14 protein-coding genes and 1 tRNA gene are annotated in these 19,684 nt (G+C 71.0%); 5 read left to right on the top strand and 10 right to left on the bottom strand.

Features of this window, described 5'->3' with window-relative positions; genetic code table 11:
- The first annotated feature begins 659 nt into the window (after positions 1 to 659).
- Together BL253_RS12830 and BL253_RS12825 are read left to right on the top strand one after the other, a co-directional pair.
- Positions 660 to 2,564 (top strand): glycoside hydrolase family 15 protein, encoded by a 1,905-nt coding sequence (locus tag BL253_RS12830; RefSeq protein ID WP_076816836.1) that lies wholly within the window; start codon positions 660 to 662, stop codon positions 2,562 to 2,564.
- 303 nt (positions 2,565 to 2,867) lie between these two features.
- Complete coding sequence (locus BL253_RS12825; RefSeq protein WP_076816672.1) at positions 2,868 to 3,245, top strand: hypothetical protein; 378 nt, start codon at positions 2,868 to 2,870, stop codon at positions 3,243 to 3,245.
- A gap of 151 nt (positions 3,246 to 3,396) precedes the next feature.
- On the opposite strand, the gene BL253_RS12820 is transcribed toward BL253_RS12825, so the two are convergent.
- Positions 3,397 to 3,660 carry a cell division protein CrgA gene (locus BL253_RS12820; RefSeq protein WP_071053310.1) on the bottom strand — a complete coding sequence of 88 codons (264 nt, stop codon included), beginning with the start codon at positions 3,658 to 3,660 and terminating at the stop codon, positions 3,397 to 3,399.
- A 306-nt stretch (positions 3,661 to 3,966) separates the two neighbouring features.
- Between BL253_RS12820 and BL253_RS12815 the strand changes: the two genes are divergently transcribed.
- Positions 3,967 to 4,770: a DUF881 domain-containing protein gene (locus tag BL253_RS12815; protein ID WP_076816670.1), complete on the top strand. Its 804-nt coding sequence runs from the start codon at positions 3,967 to 3,969 to the stop codon at positions 4,768 to 4,770.
- A gap of 113 nt (positions 4,771 to 4,883) precedes the next feature.
- On the opposite strand, the gene BL253_RS12810 is transcribed toward BL253_RS12815, so the two are convergent.
- From BL253_RS12810 to BL253_RS12775, 8 genes are all read right to left on the bottom strand, one after another.
- Positions 4,884 to 5,534, bottom strand: coding sequence for an aminodeoxychorismate/anthranilate synthase component II (locus tag BL253_RS12810; protein ID WP_076816834.1), 651 nt, complete (start codon positions 5,532 to 5,534; stop codon positions 4,884 to 4,886).
- Between the two features lie 97 nt (positions 5,535 to 5,631).
- Complete coding sequence (gene pknB, locus BL253_RS12805) at positions 5,632 to 7,758, bottom strand: Stk1 family PASTA domain-containing Ser/Thr kinase (protein WP_076816669.1); 2,127 nt, start codon at positions 7,756 to 7,758, stop codon at positions 5,632 to 5,634.
- Positions 7,751 to 9,496 (bottom strand): serine/threonine-protein kinase, encoded by a 1,746-nt coding sequence (locus tag BL253_RS12800; protein ID WP_076816667.1) that lies wholly within the window; start codon positions 9,494 to 9,496, stop codon positions 7,751 to 7,753. Before BL253_RS12800 ends, pknB begins: the two co-directional genes overlap by 8 nt.
- Positions 9,493 to 10,944 (bottom strand): peptidoglycan D,D-transpeptidase FtsI family protein, encoded by a 1,452-nt coding sequence (locus tag BL253_RS12795; protein WP_076816665.1) that lies wholly within the window; start codon positions 10,942 to 10,944, stop codon positions 9,493 to 9,495. The genes BL253_RS12800 and BL253_RS12795 overlap by 4 nt, the downstream gene beginning before the upstream one ends.
- Before the next feature lie 46 nt (positions 10,945 to 10,990).
- Positions 10,991 to 12,649, bottom strand: a complete 1,659-nt coding sequence (locus tag BL253_RS12790) for an FtsW/RodA/SpoVE family cell cycle protein (RefSeq protein WP_076816663.1) — start codon at positions 12,647 to 12,649, stop codon at positions 10,991 to 10,993.
- Positions 12,646 to 14,019, bottom strand: coding sequence for a PP2C family protein-serine/threonine phosphatase (locus BL253_RS12785; RefSeq protein WP_076816662.1), 1,374 nt, complete (start codon positions 14,017 to 14,019; stop codon positions 12,646 to 12,648). The genes BL253_RS12790 and BL253_RS12785 overlap by 4 nt, the downstream gene beginning before the upstream one ends.
- On the bottom strand, positions 14,016 to 14,564 hold the full coding sequence (locus BL253_RS12780) for an FHA domain-containing protein FhaB/FipA (RefSeq protein WP_076816660.1): 549 nt from the start codon (positions 14,562 to 14,564) through the stop codon (positions 14,016 to 14,018). The genes BL253_RS12785 and BL253_RS12780 overlap by 4 nt, the downstream gene beginning before the upstream one ends.
- A gap of 6 nt (positions 14,565 to 14,570) precedes the next feature.
- A complete protein-coding gene (locus tag BL253_RS12775; RefSeq protein WP_076816658.1) occupies positions 14,571 to 16,190 on the bottom strand; it encodes an FhaA domain-containing protein in 1,620 nt (539 codons plus the stop codon).
- A gap of 511 nt (positions 16,191 to 16,701) precedes the next feature.
- Between BL253_RS12775 and BL253_RS12770 the strand changes: the two genes are divergently transcribed.
- Positions 16,702 to 16,784: transfer RNA gene (locus tag BL253_RS12770), tRNA-Leu, on the top strand.
- A 1,243-nt stretch (positions 16,785 to 18,027) separates the two neighbouring features.
- Here BL253_RS12770 and BL253_RS12765 read toward each other — a convergent pair.
- The gene (locus BL253_RS12765) at positions 18,028 to 18,780 is read right to left on the bottom strand and encodes an HNH endonuclease family protein (protein ID WP_076816656.1); all 753 of its coding nucleotides are present in this window, start codon (positions 18,778 to 18,780) and stop codon (positions 18,028 to 18,030) included.
- 248 nt (positions 18,781 to 19,028) lie between these two features.
- Between BL253_RS12765 and BL253_RS12760 the strand changes: the two genes are divergently transcribed.
- A complete protein-coding gene (locus BL253_RS12760; protein WP_241834741.1) occupies positions 19,029 to 19,670 on the top strand; it encodes a TetR/AcrR family transcriptional regulator in 642 nt (213 codons plus the stop codon).
- The last annotated feature ends 14 nt before the right edge of the window (positions 19,671 to 19,684 follow it).

The raw sequence follows: 19,684 nt of genomic DNA, 5'->3' as shown, positions 1-19,684 counted from the left end.
ACCTTTCACTACCTGCGGGTCGGCGCCCACCGGCCGGGGCGGTGGACGCCGTGGTCGGATCCTCCGGTCGCCGACGGCGGGCACGCGGGCCACGGGACGAACCCGGACAGCGGCCGACCAACGGCGTGACCAGCGGGCTGAGGCTCGCTGGCACAACCGGACACGGACCGGCGGCGTTCGGGGCACGGGTCCGAACGTCGCCGGGACTGCGGACGCACGGCCAGTGATGGCCGCGGGAAAAGCCGGCCGCTGACCTCATGCTTAGGCTGGAATGAGCGTGATGCTGGCATTCCTTCCACCTCTGCGGAGGTCGACCCATCGGTGCAGCCGAGCATGCGGTCCCTCACCGTGCGCGGGGACAGATTATCCGCGTGTCTCACCGCCGTGAATAAGGGCTTACCCCCGACCTGGATGCCAGTTTTCTCGGCAAAGCCGCCCGGAATCGCCCGGGTCGCGGGAGCCGCCGCCGGCCATGGCCCGTGTGATTACTATKCGCTCTCATCGCCGATACAATGAGCGATGGTTCTGGGGTCGCTGAGGCCCTGGTAGCGGACGGGCCGCGGGGACCGGCGACGGGCCAGGCAGTGGGCGGGCCGCGCGAGGCACAGGGCTCTTCCCCGGCGCCCCCCCGCGGGCCCAGGAAAGACGAGGTGGTCGCGGTGGCACACTCACCGACACGTCGGCTCGGGGGCAGCCCATTCCCGCCGATCGCCGAGTACGCGTTCCTGTCGGACTGCGAGACGTCGTGTCTGGTGGCCCCCAGCGGCAACGTCGAGTGGATGTGCGTGCCGCGGCCGGACGCCCCCAGCGTGTTCGGCTCGATCCTGGACCGCTCGGCCGGTGGGTTCCGGTTCGGTCCTGAACGGATCATGATTCCGGCCGGCCGGCGCTACCTGCCGGGAACCAACGTCATGGAGACGACCTGGCAGACGCCGAACGGCTGGCTGATCGTCACCGACTGTCTGGTCGTCGGCCGCTGGCACCGCACCGCGGCCCGGTCCAAGACGCTGCGGCGCACCCCGATGGACTGGGACGCCGAGCACGTGCTGCTGCGCACGGCGCGCTGCGAGCATGGCGAGGTCGATCTGAGCCTCGTCTGCGAGCCGAACTTCGACTACGGCCGCCAGCCCGAGTCCTGGGAGTACGAGGGCGACGGCTACTCGTCCGGCGTCATCTCCAACGCCCACACCGGCCTCACGCTGCGGCTGCGCACCGACCTGCGGCTCGGCTTCGACGGCCGACGCGCCCTGGTGCGCACCACCCTCAAGGAGGGCGACACGGCGTTCGTGGCGCTCACCTGGCGGGCGCAGGAGCCGATGCTGCCCGGGACCTACGCGCAGGCCATGGCGGCCGTCGAGTCCACCACCGAGTTCTGGCGGCAGTGGCTCTCGCGCGGCATGTTCCCCGACCATCCCTGGCGGCGGCACCTGCAGCGCAGCGCGCTCGCGCTCAAGGGCCTCACCTACGCCCCCACCGGCGCGCTGCTCGCGGCCGCGACCACCTCGCTGCCCGAGACTCCCCAGGGCCAGCGCAACTGGGACTACCGGTACAGCTGGATCCGCGACTCGACGTTCGCGCTGTGGGGCCTCTACACGCTCGGGCTCGACTACGAGGCGAACGACTTCTTCTCGTTTATCGCCGATGTCTGCGAGGAGAACGGTGACATCCAGGTGATGTATCGGGTCGGCGGCGAGTCCGACCTGCAGGAGCGGGTTCTCGGGCACCTGTCCGGCTACGACGGGGCCACCCCGGTGCGCGTCGGGAACGACGCCTACAAGCAGCGTCAGCACGACRTGTGGGGCACCGTGCTCGACTCGGTCTACCTGCACACCAAGTCGCGGGACTACCTCTCCGAGCGGCTGTGGCCGGTGCTCGCTCGGCTCGTCGAGTCCGCGGCCGCCCACTGGCGGGAGCCGGACCGCGGCATCTGGGAGGTCCGCGGCGAGCCCAGGCACTTCACCACGTCGAAGGTCATGTGCTGGGTCGCGCTCGACCGGGGCCGCCGGCTCGCCCAGATGCGCGGCGACGTGAAGTCCGCGGCCCGCTGGAAGACCATCGCCGAGGAGATCCACGCCGACGTCTGCGCCCACGGTGTCGACGATCGAGGCGTGTTCACCCAGTACTACGGGTCGAAGTCGCTCGACGCGTCCGCCCTGCTCGTGCCGCTGCTCGGCTTCCTGCCCTCCTCCGACGACCGGGTCAAGGCCACGGTGCTGGCGATCGCCGACGAGCTGACCGTCGACGGCCTCGTGCTGCGTTACCGCACGGACGAGACCGACGACGGCGTGGGCGGCGAGGAGGGCGCCTTCCTGATCTGCTCGTTCTGGCTGGTGTCCGCGCTCGTGGAGATCGGCGAGCTGCACCGCGCCCGGCAGCTGTGCGAGCGCCTGCTGTCCATGGCGAGCCCCCTGGACCTGTTCGCCGAGGAGGTCGACCCGGCGACCGGCCGCCATCTGGGCAACTTCCCCCAGGCCTTCACCCACCTGGCACTGATCACCGCGGTCATGTACGTCATCCGCGCCGAGGACGCCGAGGCCTACGCCCGCCCTTCTCCGTCCACCTGACAGGTGTGTCAACCAGCCCCGGACTGGTGACGTTCCAGCGGCACGCAACCGAGCTGGGCGCGGAGGCGCGCCGCGCGGAGGCCCGGCCATGGAGCGAAGCGAACATGGTCGGGCCGCAGCGAGGTCGCCGGAGCGCCCGTGAGCGCAGGAGGACACGGCGCGGAGGTCCCGTGGGAGCGAAGCGAGTACGGGGCCGTAGCGCCGTGCCCGGACGGAGCGAACCAGAGACACAGGTCCGGACCGGCATAGCGCACCAGACGCGCCGATTACCGCGTACGGCCGCGCTGCTTCTAGCATGGGGTTGTGGCGAAGGTGGAGGTCGCGGGCGGTCGGGTCGAGGTCGTGCTCAGCCAGAAGGAGCGGCTCGCGGCGCTGCGGGGGGACGTGTCGGCCGCGCTCGGGGAGATCGTCGACGTGCGGGTCTCGCCGCACCCGTTCGGCGAGCTGCGCGGCATCCGTGCCCCCGGGACGGGGGTGCCCGGCGTGATCGCGATCGGCACCTGGCGCCATCGCGGCGGCAAGGACTTCGTCGCCATCTACCGCGGCCGGCCAGCGGTCGTCGTGACGCTCGCCCCCGACAGCGAGTTCGAGCGCTTCATCATCGGTGTCGAGGACCCRGACGAGACCGTGGCCGGGATCCTCGCCCACCTTCCGCGCGGCCTGACCACATCGGGTAGCTAGTTCGCTACTTTGCGTTCCGTTGTTATGGTGGACCTCTATCCACACATGTGGACAACGGTTGTGGATAAATCTCAGCCGTGCAACTTCGCCGACGGCGCCACGACCAGCCGGGTCGTGGCGCCGGGCATTTCCAGGTGTCGCGCGAGGGCGACTAGTGCCACTGGGTGGCCACGCCCAGGCCAATTACCACAAAACCGAATCCGATCAGGATGTTCCAGCCGCCCAGCGACTCCATCCCCAGGACGCCGCCGTTGGAGAAGTAGTACGTCAGCAGGTAGGCGATCCCGATCAGGAAGAACGCCAGGATCATCCCGCCGAACCAGCGTGGCGAGGGCGCCCGGCGCTTCGCGGCGACGGTCGTGGTGGGACGGGCCGAGGTGGACTTCTTCGGCTTGCGACGTCGCGACTCGGGCACGGAAGATTCTCCTCGTCGGGGGCTACACAAACACTGCGAGAAGGCTACCCTCCCACCCCCGCTGATTGGCTATGTAAGGGCTTGGCCGCTATCGGCGCCTTCGGTGTCGCCAACGCGAGGGAGCGAATCCGGGCGCTCGCCGGACCGGCCGCCGGAACCTGGGCCTGGCCTGGGCCCCCGAAGGCACCCGGTCGGGAACCTGGCGCCGACCAGGCCGGAAAGGGCGTGGCGGCCGGCGAGGGAAGGACGCTCCGTACCGGCCGGCAAGATGGACGCGAGTGTCCTCACCGTAGGAGGGTGACGCGTGTGCGGTGGACGGCGTGGCGGGTGGACCGGCCATACCCGCCGGGTGCCCGCCCACGGCGCCGGCTGGCGGGGATGCTCGGCGCCGTGTTCGCCGGTCTCGTCGTCGCGCTCGCGGCGGTGACCGCGGGCGGGGACGGCGGGAGCGCGTCCGTCCGCGCCGATCCGCGCCCCTACGGCGCCGGTCTCGCCGGCCTCGCCGACGTCGTCGCCGCCGACCGGGCGGGTGTCGACCGGGCTCGTGGGCGGCTCGCCCAGCTGCGCGCGGCCGGCCCGGACGCGCCGCCCACCGCCGTCGCTCCCTCCAGCGCCGCACGGGCGCCTTCGGCCGGCGCGCTGGAACAGGCGGGGCTCGCCGAGACCCACGGAGCGGCGGTGACGGTGACGCTGGACGACACCCCGAGGGAGCGGCGCGCCGGGCCCTTCCCGCCCGGGTTGCGCCCGCCCGTCGCGGACGACCTCGTCGTGCACCAGCAGGATGTGCAGGCGGTGGTCAACGCGCTCTGGGCCGGCGGCGCTCGGGCCATGACGATCATGGGGAAACGGGTGACCGCGCGCACCGCGGTCCGGTGCGTCGGGAACACGCTGCGGCTGGAGGACGGCGTCTACGCCCCGCCGTTCGTGATCTCGGCGATCGGCGATCAGCACCGACTCGGCACCGCCCTTGAGGACGATCCCGACGTGGTGCTGTACCGCCAGTACGTCGACGCCTATGGCCTCGGCTACGACGTCAGGATGGTCCCGAACGCCACCTTCCCCGCCGCGAGCCTGCCCAGCGCCCGCTACGCCACCCCGCTGCCCGGCTGACCCGGCGACCGCCGCGCCCATCCGTCGCGTGATCGCCGGCTGTGCCCTCTGATGGTCGTGAAACGGCGATTACGACCACCCGAGGGCTGAAACCGTGATCATGTCTGGCGGGTTCAGGCGAAGKCGGCCTGGCGCAGGGTCTCGACCTCGGTGGACAGGGCGGGGGCCAGCCGGCGGGCGGCGCCGCCGTCGCCGCAGGACTCGAGCCAGCGGGCGAGCATCAGGTGGCCGCCCTGGGTGAGCACCGACTCGGGGTGGAACTGGACGCCCTCGATCGGCAGCGTCCGGTGCCGCATGGCCATCACGACACCGCTCTCCGTCCGGGCGGTCACCTCGATCTCCGGCGGCAGGGTGGACTCCTCCACCGCGAGCGAGTGGTAGCGGGTCGCGATGAACGGGCTCGGCAGGTCCGCGAGCACCCCGGCGCCGTCGTGGTGGACGACCGAGGTCTTGCCGTGCAGCAGCTCGGGCGCGCGGTCGACGGTCGCGCCGAACGCGACCCCGATCGCCTGGTGCCCGAGGCAGACGCCGAAGACGGGCAGGCCGGCCGACCCGGCGGCCATCACCATCGGGATGGTGGCGCCCGCCGCCTCCGGCGTGCCCGGACCGGGGGAGAGCAGCACGCCGTCCACCCCGAGCCCGCCGATGAGCTCCGGCTCCACCTCGTCGTTGCGGAGCACCAGGCACTCGGCCTCGAGCTGCCCCAGGTACTGGACGAGGTTGAAGACGAACGAGTCGTAGTTGTCGACGACCAGGATGCGCATGCCGTTCCCGCCTCCCACTTGTCTTCCGGGTATCCCGGTGGCTCGGCCAGGGTTCAGTCAGGGCCGAGCCACCGAGGCGGTCAGTGCCTTGTTGTCGCTACTGGTTCCCGCCAGGGCCGGGCTCGGTGGTGGGTGCCCCGGTGCCGCCCTCGGGCGTGGTGGGCGGCGGCTCGGTGGTCGGCGGTCCGCTGGTGGGTGGCTTGGAGCTCGGCTTGACCGTCGGCGAGGGCGTCTCGGTGGGGGCCGGCTGCCCCGCGACTACCAGACTGATCGTGTCGCCGCGGTTGACGGCCACGTTCTTCGGGTTCTGGTCGAGGACGGTGCCCTGCGGCTGGTCGGCGAGGGCCCGCTCGCTGACCGTGTACTTGAGCCCGAGCTTGTCCAGTTCAGCCTGGGCGGTGGCGACCGGCTGGCCTATGTAGCTACCGACGTTGACCTTCGAGCTGACCACCCAGACCGTGATCTTGCTGCCCGGGGAGGCCGACTGGCCGCCCGCCGGGTCGGTCTTCTCCACCGTGCCCGGGTTGTGGGTGGCCTGGCCGACGAAGTCCTCGACGTCAGGCTTGAAGCCCGCGTCTGTCAGGGTGCCCACCGCGTCGTTCTTGCTCATGCCGGTTACGTTCGGGATGACCTTCGCGTCCGGCAGGATCGCGACTGTAAGGGTGATCTTCGCCGTCTTGTCGATCTTGCTGCCCTCGGCCGGGTCGACGTCGATGACGGGCCGTTCCACGTCCTTCGGGGCGTCGGCGGTCTTGACCTCTTCGATCGTGATGTTGGTGAACTCCAACGCTTTCAGTCGGTCCTCCACCACCGTCTGTGCTTGGCCCTTCAGGCCCTGCGGGATCGTCGCCTGGCCGGTGCTCGCCGTGTCGCCGTCATCGCCCTTGTCGTTGCCGACCAGCGACGTCGCCACCAGCGAGACGACGACGAAGGTGAGCACGACCGCGAGCCCGGCGAGCACCCACTTCCATGCGTTGGAGCCGCGCTGGGGCCCAGGCGCGGCCGGGCCGCCTCCCGTGCCGTAGCGGTCGGGCGTGCCGGGGGCGCCGGCCCGGTCGAACTCGTCGTCGTAGCGGCCGCCGTAGTTGCCGATCCGCGTGTGCTGGTCGTCGTCGTAGCCGTCGTCGTAGCCGCCGGTCGGGTAGGGGCCGGTCTGGTCGTCGTAGCCCGTGTCGCGGTAGCCCGTCTGGCGATARCCGGTGTCGCGGTAGCCCGTGTCGCCATAACGGGAGCCGCCGCCGGTGGTGCCGCCCCGGTAGTCGTCGCCGTAGCCGCCCGGGGCCAGCTGGGTGGCCGCCGCGGAGGCCCCGCCAACCCCGCCGGCGGTCGGCCGCGGTGAGGGCAGCTGGGCGAAGACGCGCCGGCCGGCGATCGCGCGCTCGAGGTCGTCGCGCATCTCCCCGGCGGTCGCGTACCGGTCGTCCGGCTCCTTCTCGAGCGCCTTGAGCGTGACCGCGTCCGCCGTGGCGGACAGCTGCGGGTTGCGCCGCGACGGCGGGTCGGGCAGCTCCCGGACGTGCTGGTAGGCGACGGCGACCGGGTTGTCGCCACGGAACGGCGGCTCGCCGGTGATCAGCTCGTAGAGCAGCACGCCGGTGGAGTAGACGTCGCTGCGCGCGTCGACCTTGGCGCCGCGTGCCTGTTCCGGGGAGAGGTACTGGGCGGTGCCGATGACGGCCTGCGTGGCCGTCATCGTCGACGAGGTCGCGTTGTTGGCCTTGGCGATGCCGAAGTCCATCACCTTGATCGAGCCGTCCGGGCTGAGCATCACGTTCGCCGGCTTGACGTCCCGGTGGATGATGCCCAGGCGGTGGCTGTAGTCGAGCGCGGCGCAGATGTCGGACGTGATCTCCATCGCCCGGCGCTCGGGGAACGGCCCCTCCTGCTGGAGCACCTCCCGCAGCGTGCGCCCCTCGATGAACTCCATGACGATGTACGGCAGATGGACGCCGTTGATGACGTCCTCGCCGGTGTCGTAGGTCGACACGATCGCCGGGTGGTTGAGACCCGCGGCGGACTGCGCCTCCCGCTGGAAGCGCTTGAGGAAGTTCGGGTCGCGTGCGAGGTCCGAGCGCAGCACCTTGACGGCGACGTCCCGGCCCAGGCGGATGTCGCGGCCGCGGTAGACCTCGGCCATGCCGCCGTAGCCGATGCCGGCACCCAGCTCGTACCGGCCACCGACGAGCCGTGGCTCTGTTCCGTACATCTCTGTCACATCAGACACCAGCCATTCCCTCCCCGACGACGATCCCACCACCACCGGGACCGGTCGTCACCGCCTGTGTGACGGAGGCCGCCGCATGCGAGGAAGGACTCGAGCTGGCGAGGGAGCGCGTGATGAGCGCGGTGACAGCCACTGTGATCAGCAGCAGGACGATCAGTACCGGCAGGGTGAGCCGTCGGCGTCGCCCGTCGGCGGCTCCGGCGCGTCCGGCGCCGGCCCGTCCGGCGGCGGCCCGCCGGCTCGCCGCCCGGCCTGGCTGCCAGCCGCCCGGCTCGGCGTCCTCGACGTCGGCCACGGCGGGGCGTGACGCCGCCAGCCCGGTCTCGGCCAGCTGGTCGTCGGACTCCCAGGAACCGGCGGCGGTCGGCTGGTAGGCCGTCGGGGACGGCTGGTAGGCGCTGTGCCCTGGCTGTTCCTGCTGGTAGGCGGCCGGCTGGTAGCCGGTGGCGCCCTGCTGGTAACCGGTCCCGCCGCGCGGCTGGTAGCCACCGCCCGGCTGGTAGGCGGTCGCCCCAGGCTGGTAGCCCGGCGCGCCCTGCTGGTAGGCCGTGGCGCCCGGCTGGTAGCCGGTGGCGCCGGGCTGGTGCGTCGTCGCCGGGCTGGGAGTGCCGCGTCCGGGCCCTCCGGCGCCGGCGTGACCGCCCTGGGCCACGGGTGCCGCGACGGGGTAGCCGGGGCGCGCGGCGCCGGGGTAGGCCGCCGAGTCTCCGGCGGGAACGCCGGCGGGGCTGTCGGCCACCCAGGAGGGCGTCCTGGTCCGGCCGCGCGGTGGCGGCCCCGAGGGGCCGGGGTGGCGCGCCGTCATGTCGGGGCTCACGCCGGCGCCGGGGGTCCAGCGCGGCTCGGAGGCGAACACCTCGCGGCGGATGCCGGCGGCGCTGCGCGCGAACGCGCCGGCGGACGACGGCCGGCGTGCCGGGTTCTTCGCCATCGCCTGCTCGACCAGCGCGCGCACCTGGTAGGGCACGTCGTTCGGCAGCGGCGGCGGCGTGTCCTGCTGGTGCGCCATGACCACGACGATCGGGTTGCGGTCGTCGAACGGCCTGCGCCCGGCCAGGCACTCGTAGGCGACCACACCCAGCGAGTACACGTCGCTGGCCGGGGTGACCGGGCGCCCGGACGCCTGCTCGGGCGAGACGTAGTACGCCGTGCCCATCATGATCCCRGTCGCGGTCAGCGGGGCCGCGTCGACGGCCCGCGCGATCCCGAAGTCGGTGACCTTGACCGCGCCGTCGGTGCGGATCAGCAGGTTGCCCGGCTTGATGTCGCGGTGCACGATGCCGAGCGCGTGCGCGGCCTCCAGCGCGTCCGCCGACTGCCCGAGGACGTCGAGCATCCGCTCGGGCGAGAGCCGTTTCTCCCGGTGCAGGACCGCCGACAGTGGCTCGCCCTCGACCAGCTCCATCACCAGGTAGGCGGTCGGATGGTCGTCGACGGTCGCGACCTCGCCGTAGTCGTAGACGGAGGCGATGCCCGGGTGCGAGAGCCGGGCGGCATGGCGGGCCTCGCCGCGGAAGCGGACGAGAAAGGACTCGTCGCTGGCGTACTCCGGGCGCAGCAGCTTGACCGCGACCGGCCGGCCGAGGGTCTGGTCGACGCCCCGCCATACCTCGCCCATGCCGCCGGTGGCGATCCGGCCGTCGAGGCGGTAGCGGTTGTCGAGCACGGTGTTCGGCGGAACTGCTCCGGCGAACGGCTGGGCTGGCTGATGGGTGGGCTGACCCGACGGGTTGTTCATCCTCGAACGTCCAATGCGGTCTGCATGACCTTCTGCGCGATCGGGGCAGCGATGGCACCGCCGGTCCCGACTTCTCCGCCGCCGTCCTCGACGACGACCGCGATGGCGATGGTGGGGTTGTCGGCTGGGGCGAAACCAACGAACCACGCGTGTGGCGGCTCGTTCGCCCCATGTTCGGCGGTACCGGTCTTCCCTGCCACCGACACGCCGCTGATCTGTGCTTTCCGGCCAGTACCCGACGTGACCACGGACTTCATCATGGTAGTCAGCTGGTCGGCCACCTGAGAGTTGATGGGCTGGCCAAGTTCCTTCGGTTCGGTCTGGGCGATCCGCTTGAGGTCAGGTCCCTGAAGTTCCTGCACGACGAACGGCTTCATCATCCGCCCGTCGTTCGCGATCGCCGCGACCACCTGTGCCATCTGCAGCGGGGTGACCCGCACGTTGAACTGGCCGATCGCGGACTGCGCGGTCTCCGGCTTGTCCAGGGAGCTCGGGAAGACGCTCTTGGCCTGTGGCAGCTCGAACTTGTCGATCGTGGTGTCGAAGCCGAACGCGTCGGCCTGTTCCCGCAGCTTGTCACCGCCGAGGTCCATGCCGAGCTGCGCGAACGCGGTGTTGCAGGAGATCGCCAGGGCGTGGATCAGCGTGTCGGTCTGGCCGTTGCCGCACCGCTCGCCGCCGAAGTTCGGCAGCTCGACGGTGCTCTGCGGCAGCGGCAGCCGGTCCGGCGCCGGGATCACCGAATCCGGGTTGTAGTTCCCGGTGGAGAGGGCCGCGGCGGCGGTAATGATCTTAAAGGTGGAGCCGGGCGGGTAGGTCTGCTGCGCGGCCCGGTTCAGCAACGGCTCGTTGTCGTCTCCGCTGAGGGTGTTGTACTGCTGCTGGACGGTGTTCACGTCGTGACCGGCCAGCGAGTTCGGGTCGTACRTCGGCGCCGTCACCATGGCGAGGACCGCGCCGGTGCGCGGGTCGAGCGCGACCACCGCGCCCTTGCGGCCCGCCAGCGCCTGCGAGGCGGCCTGCTGGACCGCCGGGTCGATCGTGGTGACCACCGCGCCGCCCTTGCGTTCCGAGCCGGAGAACAACGAGCTCACCCGGCTGGCCAGCAGCCGGTCGTCGTCACCGCTGAGGAACAGGTTCTCCGACCGTTCCAACCCGGTCGYGCTGTAGAGCGTGTAGTAGCCGGTCAGCGGCGCGTAGAGCGGGCCGTCCGCGTACTGACGCAGGTACTTGAACTCGTCGTCCACCGGCGTCGACGAGGCGATCGTGGTGGAGCCGGCGAGGATCATCCCGCGCTGGCGGTCCAGGCGCGCGGCGATCTCACGGCTGTTCGTGGGCTCCTGCTTGAGGCTGCGCTGCTCGCCGACCTGCACCCAGTTCGCGTTGACCAGCAGGCCGGCGAACAGCGCGCCGCAGACCAGCATGACCCGTCGGATCGGCCGGTTCATGTGCGCGGCACGCTGGTCCGGACCGGACCGGCGCGCGTCGCCGGGACTACTCGGCTGGCTCATGGGTCTCCTGGGTCTCCGGAACCTCGACCCTGCGGACGATCTCGGTCTGGACGTTCGCGATCTGCTCGGGCTCGACCTCCAGGACCTCCTGCGCCTCCGCCTGACGGCGGCGGACCGTGTCGCTGATCCGCAGCAGCAGGGCGATGATCGCGGCGTTCGCGACCAGCGACGACCCACCGTAGGAGACGAACGGCAGCGTGACACCGGTCAACGGGATCAGCCGCATCACGCCGCCGACCTGCACGAAGACCTGGATGCCCAGCGTCGCGGCCAGCGCGGTGGCGAGCAGCTTGCCGAACGGGTCCGGGGCGGTCAGCGCGATCCGCATCCCGCGCACGACGATCAGCAGGTACATCAGCAGGATCGCCATGACCCCGGTCAGCCCCAGCTCCTCGCCGAGGCTGGCCATGATGAAGTCGGTGTTCGCGAACGGCACCTTGTTCGGATGGCCCCGGCCGAGGCCGGTGCCGGTGATCCCGCCCGCGGCGAAGCCGTAGAGGCCCTGTACCAGCTGGTAGGACTTGTTGCTCGGGTTCGACCCGTCGAACGCGTGCAGCCAGATGTCCACCCGCACCTGTACGTGGCTGAACAGGTGGTAGGCGGCGAGGGCCGCGGCGATGAACAGGCCGAGGCCCACGACGACGAACCGGGCCCGTTCGCTGGCCACGTAGAGGACGACCAGGAACATCCCGAAGAACAGCAGCGACGAACCCAGGTCGCGCTCGACGACCAGCACGCCGAGCCCGGCGACCCAGGTGAGGATCGCCGGCACGTAGAAGCGCGGCCCCTTCGACCACACCCGGCTGATGACGCCGGTGTACGTGCCGCTCGAGTCGCCGGTGTCGGCCGGCGCCGCCGGCGCGCCCGCGCCGTGCGCCCCCGGCCGCAGCCGCCTGATCGCGCCGGTGAGGGCGGCGGCGGCGTTGCCCGCCGAGCGCCCGCGTGCCTTCGTCACCACGTGCGCCGACATCAGCGCGCCGAAGGTCCGCAGGTAGCCGGCGAAGAAGATGGCCAGCAGGATCTTCGAGATCTCGCTCGGCTGGAAGGAGAACGGGCCGACCTGCAGCCACAGCCTGGCGCCGTTGATCGTCGCGCCGATGCCCGGCAGCGCCGGCAGACACAGGAAGACCAGGCCGGCCAGGCCCGCGGTGAACGTGTAGCGGGCGAGCGTGCTGTGGTTGCGTATGAGCGCCAGCACCAGCGCGAACACGATGACGGACAGCGCCGTCCAGATGACCTGGGTGTGTGCCGCGCTGGGCGGGATCGCGCGGCCGGCCTGCTTCGCGGCGTCCTCCCTGGCCAGGTCCAGCCGGTAGATCATGACGAGCCCGAGCCCGTTGAGAGCCGCGCACAGCGRCATCAGCAGCGGATCGGCGGCCGCCGCGAACCGGCGCATCGCCAGGTGCACGACGCCCCACAACGCGAAGAACCCGATCGCGTACGTGGCGATGTGATACGTCAGATGACCATCATGTGCGATCGTCAGCGCCGACAGCGCCGCGGTCGTCAGGATGCCCGCGCCCACCAGCAGAACCAGCTCGCTCCGCCGATACGGGGGTAGTTCTACCCCCTGCGGCGAAGGGACCGGGGCGAAGGCGGACGTGAGGCTCTCGGACCATTGCCGGCGAGGCGGCCGTGTCATGGGAACGTGACGGGTGCGCTGCTCTGGCAGGAGGCCGGGTTGGCGGCGCAGGCGGACGCCGAGGCCGCCGCCGCGCCTGGGTCCGGGATACCCGGGGTGGTCGAGGACGCGCTCGGGCTCGGGCTCGGCGTCGGCGTCGTCGGCCTGGTGGACACGGTGTCCCGGACCTTCTTCAGCCCGCGGGCCTTGGCCTGCGCGTCCGCGAAGTCATCCGCCCGCACCCCGTCCTGCACGTCGCTGCGATACGGCTCCGCGATATCGGAGATCGGGCCGTAGGTGCCACCCTTGACGTGGGCCAACATGCCCAGGCTCGGGATGCCCTGAAAGACCGCGACCTCGCCGTCGTGGACGCCGACGTAGTACTGGTCGCGCATCCACGCGTAGCCCGCCACCGCGGTGACGACCAGCAGCACGACGACCGTCACGCCGACGAAGATGAGACGCCGCCCGCCTCGGCCCCGCCCCGCCCCCTCGGCGAAGTCGTCGGCGGACAACCCACCGCGCTGGGCGCCCCGCCCGATCCGCGCGGCCTTGGCGGCCGCCGAGTCGGTGTCCGGGTTGCGCGGGTTCGGACCGACCCGTGCGGCGGTGGCGCCCGGGACCGTGCCCTTCTCCGCGGCGGCGCCGGCGACCAGCGCGCCCTCCATCAGCTCGTCGTCGTCGACGACGTCCGCGACGACCACGGTGATGTTGTCCGGACCGCCGCCCTTCAGCGCCAGCTCGACCAGGCGGTCCACGGCGTCCCGCGGGGTTGTCCCGAGCAGGGCCTCGAGGATCGTCTCGCCGCTGACGACGCCGGACAGGCCGTCGCTGCACAGCAGGTAGCGGTCACCGACCCGGACCTGGCGCACGGAGAGATCCGGCTCGACCTCCCGGCCGTCGAGCGCACGCATGAGCAGCGAGCGCTGCGGATGGGTGTTCGCCTGCTCCGGGGTTATCCGGCCCTGGTCGACGAGGTCCTGCACCAGCGTGTGGTCGTGCGTGACCTGGCTGAGCACCTCGTCGCGCAGGAGGTAGCAGCGGGAGTCCCCGACGTGCAGCACGCCGAGCTGGTCACCGGAGGCGAGCAGCGCGGTGACCGTGGTGCCCATCCCGTCGAGCGTCCCGTCCCGGGCAGCCATCGCGCGCAGCTGCGCGTTGGCGTCGTGCATCGCGGCGACGAGGGCCTCAAGGAGGTCGTCGTCGTCGATCTCGGTATCCAGGTCGGCGAGCGCGGAGATGACCGTCGAGCTCGCCACCTCACCGGCGGCGTGACCACCCATGCCGTCGGCGACGGCAAGCAGGTAGGGACCGGCGTAGGCCGAGTCCTCGTTTCCCTCTCGGACGTGGCCGACGTCCGAGCGGATCGCGTAGTGAAGCCGAAGGCTCACCGGCGGAACTCCAGGACCGTCTTGCCGATCCTGACCGGCGCGCCGAGGGATACCGGCATGGGCGTGGTCACTTTCGTGTGTTCGAGAAACGTTCCATTGGTGGAGTTGAGATCTTCGACGAACCACCGCCCGTCGTGAGGGACGAGTCTCGCATGTCGACCGGACGCGAAGTCATCGTCGAGAACCAACGTCGAGTCCGGCGCGCGTCCGATGGTGATCGGTTCGCCGGTCAGTGGGATCACCGTGCCCGCGAGGGGGCCCTTTGTGACCACGAGCTTGCTTGGCGGGTATGCATTGGGTGCGTTCAGTGCTGGCGGGGCCTGTATGCCCGCCCGTGGCCCCGCCACTCGCGGCCTCGCCGACCTTCGCGGAGCGGGGCCACGGCCGCCCGGCGCGCTCGCGCCACGCCGTGCCTGTCGGCGCGTCGGACCGAGCAGGTCCGCCCGCACGGCGCGGACCGCCAACAGGACAAACGCCCAGAGCAACGTCAGGTAACCGATTTTCACCAGCAGCAGGACGAGCTCGTTCGGCTGGGATGGGTCCATCAGGCTTTACCAGCTCCGGTCGCTCGGAGGGGGTGGGCCGGGCCGACGTCGTTGGTCGTCGGGCCGAGGACGAGCAGGGGTCCGGCTGGGCAGTTCGGTGTCGGCATCGTAGATCTCGTCGGGAACACGGTCATCGCGACCACCGCGGCCGGCCCCACCTCGGTCGGCCGGGGGGCCGCCGAAACCGTTCGTCCCCCGCGGCATACCGGGACGTTCAGCACTGGGACGTTCAGCACCGGGGCGTTCAGTGCTGGACCGCTCAGAACCATAGCGTTCAGAACCAGGGCGTCCACGGGGACGCCCGTCGGCACGATGACCAGCGCCATAACTGTCTTCCCGATCAGGGTACAGATCGGCGTCCGCATCCTGACGGGAGCGGGCATCCCGGGCATCCCGGGCGGCGCGCGGGTCACGCCCGCCGCCATCTCGATACTGCTCGTTACGCGGACTTGACGAGGTTCCGCCAGCGTCCTCGCGAAGGCGCTCGCCCCGCGGCGGAGAGCTGGAGCGGTCGGCATATGGATCTGGCCGATCTGGCCGATCCGGCCGGACAGGCCGCACAGGCCGGACGGGCCGCACAGGTCGGACGGACCGTTCCGGCCGGGCCACCGCCGGTGGCACCGGGGGCGGTGGCGGCGTCGGTGCGTCCTGGTACGGCTCCCCGCGGGGGTTGGAACGGTCTCGATACGGCTCGCCGGGTGGCTGGGCGCGATCCCGGTCCGCGTACGGGTCGGGCCGGCCGGCCGGCGGCGCGTCCCGGTAAGGCTCCRCGCGCGGGTTGGAACGGTCCGCGTAGGGCGGCTCGGGCCGGCGGTCCCGTTCACGGGGGCGATACGGCTCCTGGCCGCCGGGGCGGCGGGGAGGATCCGCCGGTGGCGGCGTCGACATCCGAGCCGGCCGCGCGTCCTCCCGCACGAACGTGATCAGCGCGTTGCCGAGCTCGATCAGATCCCCGTTGACCAGCTTCACCTGTGTCGCCGGACGGCCGTTCACGATGCTGCCGTTCGTCGAACCGGCGTCGACATAGAGGAAATGGCCGTCCGGCATGGCTCGGATCTCGCCGTGCTGGCGTGACACCCCGGTGTCCGTAAGCCGGATGTCGCATTCCACACTGCGGCCGATCAGCGTCGACTCACCTGTCAACGCGTACTGCCGCTCCGCCCCCGGCGGCGCGTCCTTGCTCGTGATCATCAGATGGGGGGTGCCAGGTGTCGCGCGCGGGCCGCCGCCACGCGGGCCGGCGACAGCCCCCGGATCGGCCGAGGCCACGCTGCTGCGGATCCGGAACACGCCGACGTCGAGGTCCTGCGCCTCCGACAGCTTCACGCTCAACGGCCCGACGAACGTGTACCGCTGCTCGGCGGCGTGCTCACGGACCATCTCCGCCAGCTCGTCACACAGCGCCCGGGTGTAAGGCGCCAGACGCGTATAGTCCCCGCTCGCCAGCTCCACCGCGAACTGGTTCGGCACCAGCACCCGGTTCGAACTGATCGCCCGCCGGTCGTCGGTCTCCCGCGCCAGAGCACCCGCGATCTCGACCGGTTCGACGCCGCCCTTGAAGACCTTCGCGAACGCGCCCTCCACGAGGCCGCCCAGGCGGCGTTCGAAGCGCTGCAGCACGCCCATGCCCGACCTCCCTTCGCCCGATCTGTGGATCGTATGACGGAGGCGTGAGAACACCCCCGTCGTCGGGTGTCGAGCGCCCGACGGGACTGGTTACAGGTCAGTGTGTGGCGGGGCCGGTCGTGGTCTGGGGCCGGGGTGGTGGCCGGCCTGTTCGGCGGGGGACGCTGGTTGGCGAGGGACGCTATCGGACGATGTGCCGGGTGCCACCGGCTTCGGGTGCTTCGCGCGGGTTGTCTCGTCCATACCCCGCCGGCCTCGATGTCATAGGTCCGAGTCACAGGTCCGTCTCGGAGCGCACAGTCCGCCTCTGGCGGTCGGCTCGACGGCCGCGCCGGCTCACTGGCCGCGCCGGCTCGCCGACGCTGTCGGCCCGAGCCCAGCCGCCCGCGCCATACAGCCTGACCCGCAGCCAGTCCCGGGCACGCGCGCGGCACCCGACGGCGAAGACGGCCCACGTCTACGCCGCACGCCGACGTGGTACGGTAGCTCCGGTCACGAGATAAGACCACTCGGGCGAGTGGCGGAATRGCAGACGCGCACGGTTCAGGTCCGTGTGTCCGAAAGGACGTGGGGGTTCAACTCCCCCCTCGCCCACGCGATCGGGGGATCCCTGTTCGCAAATCCTTTGGATTTGCTCCCGGGCTCCCGCGTTATATTGCTCCGGGGCCGAGCCCCGGTCCCCGCGGCAGGGAGGGCTTCGCCCCCCTGCACCCCCCGGTTCGCTTTGGTTGGGTTTCGTTTTCTGGTTGCGTGTGACTTTTTCGCGGTGATCGGGTTGCGTTTTTGGTTGCGATGGGGTTTTTTCTCAGGGTTTGCCTAATTGTAGTTGGCGGTTTTCCGGGAATGTTTTTAGGTCTTCCTGGTGATGGTAATTTAAGGTTTGAGTTTTGTTGGGGTATTTTTTCTTGATGTGTTGATCGCGTGGATTCGGGGCTTGCGGTTAGAGGTGGGGGTGCCGGGTGCCGGTCCTGGTGGATGGTGCCGGATTTTTGGGTGGAACGTCCGCGGTCGTCGTGGGCAGTGCGTCGAGCTGGGGCTTCGCCTCCGCAGTCCCCCGCTGGCAGAGGTGGCTCGGAGGGCTGGCAAGGGTAGCTCGGAGGGCTGGGTGGAGAAGGCGGGCCTGCCTGGATGCCGTTTTCATCGTGGGTGGGTGACCGGCCGTGGTTGGCGTGGCGGCAGAGGAGGGGCCGGGGGGTCGCTCCGTGTTCGTCCCAGGCTGGCGGGAGGCCAGGGCCGGCTTGTGGTTCCTGACCCTGCCGAGGCGCTGAACCGAACCGAGCGTCGGGGGTGCGTCCGGATAGGCGACGTCGATCTCCGGCCGGCGGACTGCAGGGGTCGGACCAGGCCGCGCCGTCTGAGCGCCAGCGGCCAGTGACGTTCGGTTCGGAGCCGTTTTTCTCTTCGACCAGTGTGGGGTTTCGTTTCCGGTCCAGGCCCGGTTGCCGAGATGGGCACCAGTTGGCGCGTCTATTCATGGTACGGGACTGGAGCCGCTGTCGGTGAAGCGAGGCGGCGGCGGGGATGGCGGGCGATGGAGCATCCGCCGCGGTTTCCGGTATCTGAGTGTGATTACCGGGGATTGTGGCGGGCCGCGCTTGAATCGAATGATGGCCGATCGGGCAAGGGCCGCTGGCGGTGACCACCGGCGCCTCGCGGGCCGTCCGTGTGACGCTCGGCGCACCTCACCGGCATCCCCCGTGGTGAGCCGGACGCCCCTGCCCGGAAACCAAGTGGGAGCAGAGTTCCTGCCGGATCGCGAGGCGATCTGGGAGGTCAGGCTCCGCGCCCGATGGTGGTGCCCGGGTGCGGGCGCGGAGCGTCCGGCAACGGGAGCGCCTTACTCGCCGAGTTCGGGTTGGGTGGGGCAGGTAGAGAGGACGCCGCGCATGGCGTCAGCCTCGGCCTGGGTGACCCAAAGGTGGTAGCGGGCCTTCAGCCCGACCTGACGGGCGACGTAGCTGCACTGGTAGCCCTTGGCGGGCGGGAGCCACTCGCTCGCGTCCTGGTCGCTCTTCTCGATGTTCGTCGGGCCGTCGACGGCGAGCAGGTTCTGCGGGTCGTTGGCGAACGCCTCCCGCGTGTCGTCGGTCCAGGCATACGCGCCGGTGCGCCAGGCGTCGGCGAGCGCGACGACGTGATCGATCTGTACCGCCGAGGAGTCCTTGCCTCGGTTGAAGCGGATGGTCCGGTTGGTGTACGGGTCGGCCAGCTCGCCGCTGAGGACGAGGCAGTCATCCTTGCCGACCGTGACCGAGCGCAGGTCGCGGTGCAGGATGTCGTTGCGGGTGTCGCAGCTGTTGTGGTCGACGTCCTTCCAGGCGGTGCCGAACTCGTCGCGCTGGTACTTCTTCTCGGTGCTCAGTGGCTGGACCTGCAAGGTGGCCAGCACCGCCAGCGCCGAGCCGTCCCCGGCCGGGGCGCCCCCGCCCTGCGTCGGCGCGCCGACCGCCGGGGTGGGTGAGGCGCTCGTGAGATCGTCGACGGCCTGCTGGACCCCGTCGCACGAGGTCAACAGCATCGCGGCGACCACACTGGCCACCAATGGCATGGCGGCCGCCAAGCTCACTCGTCGCGACACCAACTTGCTCATCTACGCCCGCCTGTCCTTTGTCCGCCGCCACTGCGGCTGCCACCCGATCGTCCGTGGGCAGTCCGCCTCGTCGGTCCAGTTTTCCGGGTAGCCGACGAGACGTACGAGCCGCCCCCCACCATGCACTTTGGCACCTCCGCCACCGGTTGCGCCCCACGAATTCTGGCGCGTGATCGAACGGGCCGATCCCGCCGGCTTCAGGCCCTTACAGTGGCCACATGCACGTGGGGGGCTCACAGGTGGTCAAAGTGGTTGTGCCGGGCCGGCCGTTGCGCCGCGACGCGGAACGGAACCGGGAGCGCATCCTACGGGCGGCCCGCGAACTGTTCGTCGAGCAGGGCCTGACTGTGGGCGTGGACGAGATAGCGCGCCGTGCCGGGGTCGGCATGGGAACGCTGTACCGCCGGTTCCCGAACAAGGACGCGCTCGTCGAGGAGACGCTCGTGACGGCGGTCGCGCGGGTGCGCGAACTGGCCGCCGGCGCCCTTGAGGCGCAGCCTCCTGGGCGGGCATTGCGCGAGTTTCTGGTGACCGGGCTGAGCGACGACGCCTGCCGATGGGCATTCGTCTCCCGCCGGCTCTGGACCGGACGTACCCGCGCGGCTGTCTTCGACGAGGTGGTGCCGCTGATTGGGGAGATGTTCGCCGATGCTCAGCGCGTCGGATTGCTGCGCGCGGATGTGGTGCTCGCGGACCTGATCGTGCTGCTACGCGCGTTGCGGGTGATTCTCGAACTCACGGACGCGTCGGCCGAGGGCACCTGGCGCCGCTACGTCGACCTGATGCTCGACGCGCTGCGTCCCAGCGACCACAACAGCCGCCTCGACGACCCACCGGTCTCGCTCGCCCAGCTGGCCGGCGCGCCCCTGACCACCGTCGAGCGGGGGTGAGCCGCCCGCGCGGA

The sequence above is a fragment of the Pseudofrankia asymbiotica genome, assembly GCF_001983105.1.
GTDB lineage: Bacteria > Actinomycetota > Actinomycetes > Frankiales > Frankiaceae > Pseudofrankia > Pseudofrankia asymbiotica.
Note: the sequence above shows the minus strand (reverse complement) of the source record. Positions and strands in the feature narration are given on the sequence as shown.